The 6613-nt window shown below is 64.1% G+C and carries 6 protein-coding genes; all 6 read left to right on the forward strand.

Annotated elements, in window-relative coordinates; all coding sequences use genetic code 11:
* The 6 genes from glpX (at position 1) to DFK10_RS14065 (ending at position 6482) form a co-directional block, all read left to right on the forward strand.
* Positions 1–966 carry a class II fructose-bisphosphatase gene (gene glpX, locus DFK10_RS14040; RefSeq protein ID WP_109389659.1) on the forward strand — a complete coding sequence of 322 codons (966 nt, stop codon included), beginning with the start codon at positions 1–3 and terminating at the stop codon, positions 964–966.
* A gap of 188 nt (positions 967–1154) precedes the next feature.
* On the forward strand, positions 1155–1586 hold the full coding sequence (locus tag DFK10_RS14045; protein ID WP_109389660.1) for a YeeE/YedE family protein: 432 nt from the start codon (positions 1155–1157) through the stop codon (positions 1584–1586).
* Between the two features lie 4 nt (positions 1587–1590).
* A complete protein-coding gene (locus DFK10_RS14050) occupies positions 1591–2040 on the forward strand; it encodes a YeeE/YedE family protein (protein WP_109389661.1) in 450 nt (149 codons plus the stop codon).
* Positions 2041–2062: 22 nt separating this feature from the next.
* Positions 2063–2947, forward strand: a complete 885-nt coding sequence (locus tag DFK10_RS14055; protein WP_109389662.1) for an MBL fold metallo-hydrolase — start codon at positions 2063–2065, stop codon at positions 2945–2947.
* A gap of 30 nt (positions 2948–2977) precedes the next feature.
* Positions 2978–4651 carry a bifunctional protein tyrosine phosphatase family protein/NAD(P)/FAD-dependent oxidoreductase gene (locus DFK10_RS14060; RefSeq protein ID WP_109389663.1) on the forward strand — a complete coding sequence of 558 codons (1674 nt, stop codon included), beginning with the start codon at positions 2978–2980 and terminating at the stop codon, positions 4649–4651.
* 100 nt (positions 4652–4751) lie between these two features.
* Positions 4752–6482 carry a SulP family inorganic anion transporter gene (locus tag DFK10_RS14065; RefSeq protein WP_109389664.1) on the forward strand — a complete coding sequence of 577 codons (1731 nt, stop codon included), beginning with the start codon at positions 4752–4754 and terminating at the stop codon, positions 6480–6482.
* Positions 6483–6613 lie beyond the last annotated feature (131 nt).

The raw sequence follows: 6613 nt of genomic DNA on the forward strand, positions 1-6613 counted from the left end.
ATGTCCACACCCTCCGATTTCAACGACCGCATGCTATCGCTGGGCCTGGCCCGAGTTGCCGAACAGGCGGCCATCGCCAGCGCCGACTGGATCGGGCGAGGCGATGAGAAGGCCGCCGACCAGGCCGCGGTGAATGCCATGCGCGATCAGCTCAACCAGCTGGACATCCAGGGCACGGTGGTCATCGGCGAAGGCGAACGGGACGAGGCGCCGATGCTGTTCATCGGTGAAGAGGTCGGCAACGGCAACGGCCCGCAGGTGGATATCGCGCTCGACCCGTTGGAAGGCACGACCCTGACCGCCAAGGACATGCCCAATGCCCTGACCGTGATCGCCATGGCCTCGCGCGGGTCGTTGCTGCATGCCCCAGATACCTACATGGACAAGCTGGCCATCGGGCCAGGCTACAAACCCGGCGTCGTGACTTTGGCCATGTCGCCGGCCGAGCGGGTCTCGGCCCTGGCCTCGGCCAAGGGCTGCTCGACGAAGGACATCACCGTCTGCGTTCTGGAACGCCCCCGCCACGAGGAAATGATCGCCGAGCTGCGCGGCACCGGCGCTGCCGTGCGGCTGATCACCGACGGTGACGTGGCCGGGGTGATGCATTGCGCCGAACCCTCGACCGGTATCGACATCTACATGGGCCAGGGCGGCGCACCCGAGGGTGTTCTGGCCGCCGCCGCACTCAAATGCATGGGCGGGCAGATGTATGGCAAACTGGTCTTCCGCAACGAGGACGAGCGCGGCCGCGCGAAATCGGCCGGGATCACCAATCTCGACCGGGTCTACACCCGCGATGACATGGTGACCGGGGACGTCATTTTCGCGGCCACGGGTGTCACGGACGGGTCGCTTCTGCAGGGAATCAAGCGGGAACCCGACAGCCTTACGACCGAGACGATTCTCATGCGGTCCAAGACCGGATCGGTGCGACGGATGCAGTACCGCAACCCGGTCCAGAAATAATCTCATTAAAAAACGGGGCCTTAACGGCCCCTTTTCTTTCGGGCACCACCTAACATTACAATACTTGCATATATTAGGTTTTATAAATATATATTCCCGGAGCCGGCGATAACCGCTTGCTGAATACAACACTTACCGGGAACGGGGACCGCTGCAATTGGCCCCGACCCAAGGGAACCGAAAGACCAATGATCACGGAATTCACACCTTTCATGTCACTCTTCGGTGGACTGCTCATCGGCAGCTCCACTGTCCTGCTGATGCTCACCTTGGGCCGCATCATGGGCGCGACCGGCGTTCTCGCCGGGTTCATGCAACCCTCCTCGGCCTCGGACTGGTCCTGGCGCGCGGCGCTGCTGGCCGGCATGGTCACGGCCCCTGCGTTGATGACCCTGGTTACCGGCCAGGCCCCAGAAATCCAGGTTCCCGTGAACACATTGATGATGATCGTTGGCGGATTCATCGTCGGCGTCGGCGTCACCTACGGCGCGGGCTGCACCAGCGGCCACGGCGTCTGCGGCATGGCGCGCTTCTCGCCGCGTTCGATCGCCGCGACCATCACCTTCATGATTTTCACCGCGATCACCGTTTACGTGGTCCGTCACGTTTTCGGAGGCTAAGCACATGAAACGGATCGTCTCGACATACCTCATCGGCCTGATCTTCGGCATCGGCATCATGATGTCCGGCATGGCCAACCCCGCCAAGGTTCTGAACTTCTTCGACTTCTTCGGAACCTGGGACCCGTCGCTGATCTTCGTCATGGGCGGCGCCATCCTTGTGGCCGCACCCGGCTACTGGCTGGTCGTTGCGCGCCCTGCGGGCAAGCCGCTGATGGATGCCAAGTTCCACGTGCCGCAGAACCGCAAGCTTGACGCCAAACTGATCGCCGGTTCCGCCGTCTTCGGCGTGGGCTGGGGGATCGCGGGGTTCTGCCCCGGCGGCGCCCTGCCCGCCATCGGCACCCTCAACCCGGCGGTTCTGACATTCACCGCCGCGCTCATCGCCGGCATCTTCGCCGCCAAGTTCGCCCAGACTCTCACCGCACGTCGCACAAATTCCGCGACAGCCTGACCCGAAAAAGGAGGAACAGGACATGACCACCTATCCCGTCAACATGGACATCAAACCCGAAGTCCAGGCGTTCTTCGATGACGCCACCAACACGATCTCCTACATCGTGAAGGATCCCACCTCGAACAGCTGCGCCATCGTCGACAGCGTCATGGACATCGACTATGCCGCCGGCCGGATCACCTATGACCACGCCGACGAGCTCATCCGCCAGGTCCAGGAGCAAGGCCTGAAGCTGGAATGGATCATCGAGACCCACGTGCACGCAGACCACCTGTCCGCGGCGCCCTACATCCAGGAGAAGATCGGCGGCAAGATCGGCATCGGCTCCAAGATCATGGTCGTTCAGGACACCTTCGGAAAGGTCTTCAACGAAGGCACCGAATTCCAGCGCGATGGCTCGCAATTCGACGCCCTGTTCGAGGATGGCGACACCTACATGGTCGGCAACATGCCCGTTTTCGCCATGTATACGCCCGGCCACACCCCGGCCTGCATGGTCCACGTGATGGGCGATGCTGCCTTCGTGGGTGACACGCTGTTCATGCCCGATGGCGGTTCGGCCCGTGCCGACTTCCCCGGCGGCGACGCGGCCACGCTCTATGACAGCATCCAGAAGGTGCTGACCCTGCCCGACGAAACCCGCCTGTTCATGTGCCACGATTACGGCCCGAACGGCCGCGACATTCAGTGGGAAACCACCGTTGGCGAGGAAAAAGAGCACAACATCCATGTCGGCGGCGGCAAGACCAAAGAAGAATTCGTCAAGTTCCGCACCGAGCGCGATGCCCAGCTGGACATGCCCAAGCTGATCATCCCGTCGCTTCAGGTGAACATGCGGGCGGGCGAGATCCCGACCGACAAGGACGGCAACCCGATGCTGAAGGTTCCGGTCAACGGCCTGTAAGCGAAGCGAACGGGACAAGAGGATAGAGCAATGGAATTCAAGACCATCACCGACGCGATCACCGTCAGCCCGCAAATCTGCCCCGATGACCTGACGGCCATCAAGGAGGCGGGCTACCGCGCGATCATCTGCAACCGCCCCGACGGCGAAGCGTCGGACCAGCCCACCTTCGAGGAGATCGAGGCGGCGGCGGAGAAGGTCGGTCTTGAGGCCCGTTACCTTCCTATCGTCGCCGGCAAGGTCAGCGATGCGGATGCCGAGGATTTCGGCACCGCCCTGACCGAACTGCCGGGGCCGGTCCTGGCCTATTGCCGGACCGGCACCCGCTCGGCCACGCTGTGGTCGCTGTCCAGCGCCAAGACTTTGGAACCGTCCGATATCCTGTCCAAGACCAAGGCCGCCGGCTACGACATGGCCGGGGTCGTGCGTCGCATCGTGAACGGCGGCAAGACGCCCACCGATACCGGCGATGCCAAGTATGACATCGTGATCGTCGGTGGCGGCGCCGCCGGCATTGCCGCGGCCTCGTCCATCCTGCAGCGTCGGCAAGGGCTGGAGATCGCCCTGATCGACCCGGCCGATATCCACTACTATCAGCCCGGCTGGACGATGGTTGGCGGCGGCGTCTTCGATGCCTCGACCACCGCCAAGACCATGGGCAGCCTGATCCCCAAGGGTGTGCATTGGCTGAAGTCCGCGGTCGCGGCCTTCGAACCCAAGGACAATGCCGTGGTGCTGGATGGCTGCCGCGTCGTGAAATACGACCGGCTGATCGTCGCCCCCGGCCTGAAGCTGGATTGGGGCGCCGTGGACGGGCTGGTCGAAACGCTGGGCAAGAACGGCGTGACTTCCAATTACCGCTATGACCTGGCGCCCTATACTTGGGAACTGGTCAAGGGGCTGAAACAGGGCCGCGCCCTCTTCACCCAGCCACCCATGCCGATCAAGTGCGCGGGTGCGCCGCAAAAGGCCATGTATCTCTCGGCCAACAACTGGGAAGAGATGGGCGTTCTCGACAAGATCGACATCCAGTTCATGAATGCCGGCGGCGCGCTGTTCGGCATCAAGGATTACGTCCCCGCGCTGGAAAGCTATGTCGAACGCTACGGGGCCAAGCTGAATTTCTTCCACAACCTGATCGCCGTGGATGGCCCGGCCAGGCAGGCGACCTTCAAGGTCACTGCGCCAGATGAAGAGGACCGCGAGGTCACACTCGATTTCGACATGCTGCACGTGACCCCGCCGCAGACCGCGCCGGATTTCATCCGCGTCTCGCCGCTGGCGGATGCCGCTGGCTGGGTCGATGTCGACCAGGCGACGCTGCGCCACAAGGAATTCGACAATATCTGGTCCCTGGGCGACGTGATGAACGCCCCCAATGCCAAGACCGCCGCCGCCGCGCGGATGCAGGCCCCCGTCGTCGCAGCCAACGTCGTCGCCGACATAGACGGCCACGGCGCACAGCTGCAATACAATGGCTACGGCTCCTGCCCGCTGACCGTGGAAAAAGGCAAGATCGTGCTGGCCGAGTTCGGCTATGGCGGCGCGCTGCTGCCGTCCTTCCCGAAATGGCTGATCAACGGCGAAAAACCGTCGCGCCTGGCATGGCTGCTCAAGGAACAGGTGCTGCCGCCAGTCTATTGGCGCGCCATGCTCCGGGGCCGCGAGTGGCTGGCCCGACCCGAAAAGATCAGCGCCAGCTGATTCCACCCCCCACCGGAGCCCGAGATCCGGGCTCCAGAACGGGCTGGCGGGGTCTCCCTGCCCTGCCAGTCCTGTTTCTTATCGATAGAGGCCCTTCGTGATGCGCGCATTGACCAGATACCTGCCGATCCTGACCTGGGGTCGCACCTATGACCGCAACGCCCTGTCCAACGACCTGATCGCCGCGGTCATCGTCACCATCATGCTGATCCCGCAATCGCTGGCCTATGCGCTGTTGGCGGGCCTGCCGCCCGAGGCGGGGATCTATGCCTCGATCGTGCCGATCATGCTCTACTCGATCTTCGGCACCAGCCGGGCGCTGGCCGTCGGCCCGGTCGCCGTGGTCTCGCTCATGACCGCCGCGGCCATCGGCGAGGTCGCCCAGCAAGGCACGGCCGGCTACGCCGCCGCTGCGTTGACCCTCGCGGGACTTTCGGGGGCCATGCTGCTCACCCTGGGCTTTCTTCGGCTCGGGTTCCTGGCGAATTTCCTGTCACATCCCGTCATCGCCGGGTTCATCACCGCGTCGGGCATCCTGATCGCGACCAGCCAGCTCAAGCATATCTTCGGCATCGACGCCTCGGGCCACACCCTGCCCCACCTTCTGGAAAGCCTGTTCCACCACCTCTCGCAGATCAACTGGATCACGCTGGCCATCGGCGCCGCGGCCACCGGTTTCCTGTTCTGGGTGCGCAAGGGCCTGAAGCCGCTGCTCCTCAACGCTGGCCTTGGCCCGCGCCTCGCCGACATCCTGACCAAGGCAGGCCCGGTCGCCGCCGTCGTCGTGACGACCCTTCTGGCCGGGGTTTTCAGACTGGACACAGCCGGTGTGCAGATCGTGGGCGCCGTGCCGCAGGCCCTGCCCCCCTTCACCCTGCCCGACACCTCGATGGAGCTGATCCGTGCGCTGTTCATGCCCGCGCTGCTGATCTCGATCATCGGCTTCGTCGAATCCATCTCGGTCGCCCAGACCCTGGCCGCCAAGAAACGCCAGCGGATCGACCCCGACCAGGAACTGATCGGCCTGGGCGCGGCCAATATCGGCGCGGCCTTCACCGGGGGCTACCCGGTCACCGGCGGTTTCGCCCGGTCGGTCGTCAATTTCGACGCCGGTGCCGAAACGCCCGCCGCCGGTGCCTTCACCGCCATCGGCCTGGCCATCGCCGCCGTTGCACTGACCCCGCTGATCTACTTCCTGCCCAAGGCCACGCTGGCGGCCACGATCATCGTCGCCGTGCTGTCCCTTGTCGATCTCGGCATCCTCAAACGCGCCTGGACCTATTCGCGCGCCGATTTCGCCGCCGTGCTGGCCACCATCCTGCTGACCCTTGCTTTCGGCGTGGAAACCGGCGTCAGCGCCGGCGTGGTCCTGTCCATCGCCCTGCATCTCTACAAGACCTCCAAGCCCCACGTGGCCGAGGTGGGCCTGGTCGAGGGAACCGAGCATTTCCGCAACATCCGCCGCCACAAGGTGCTGACCCATCCGCGTGTCATCACCCTGCGGGTGGATGAAAGCCTCTATTTTGCCAATGCCCGCTTCCTCGAAGACTACCTCTATGACCGCGTGGCCGAGGATTGCGGCCTGTCCGACGTGATCCTGCAATGCACGGCCATCAACGAGGTGGACATGTCCGCGCTCGAAAGCCTGGAAGCCATCAACACCCGTCTCAAGGGGCTCGGCATCCGCCTGCACCTGTCCGAAGTCAAAGGCCCGGTCATGGACCGCCTGCGCCGGTCGCATTTCCTGGATGAACTGGGCGGCAAGGTGTTTCTGACGCAATATGAAGCCTGGACACACCTTACACGACCGCCCCGCCCGAAAGCCGCCTGACCCAAAGCCCCCTGACCCAAGCTCCCTGACCCTCATCTCGCCCGAAATACTCCGGGGGTCTGGGGGCAGCGCCCCCAGCCGGGCGGCTCGCCAAGCGAGCCGAAACCCGGGGCGCAGACCGGCGGATCGGG

The organism is Salibaculum griseiflavum (assembly GCF_003129565.1).
In the GTDB taxonomy this organism is placed as follows: Bacteria; Pseudomonadota; Alphaproteobacteria; order Rhodobacterales; family Rhodobacteraceae; genus Salibaculum; species Salibaculum griseiflavum.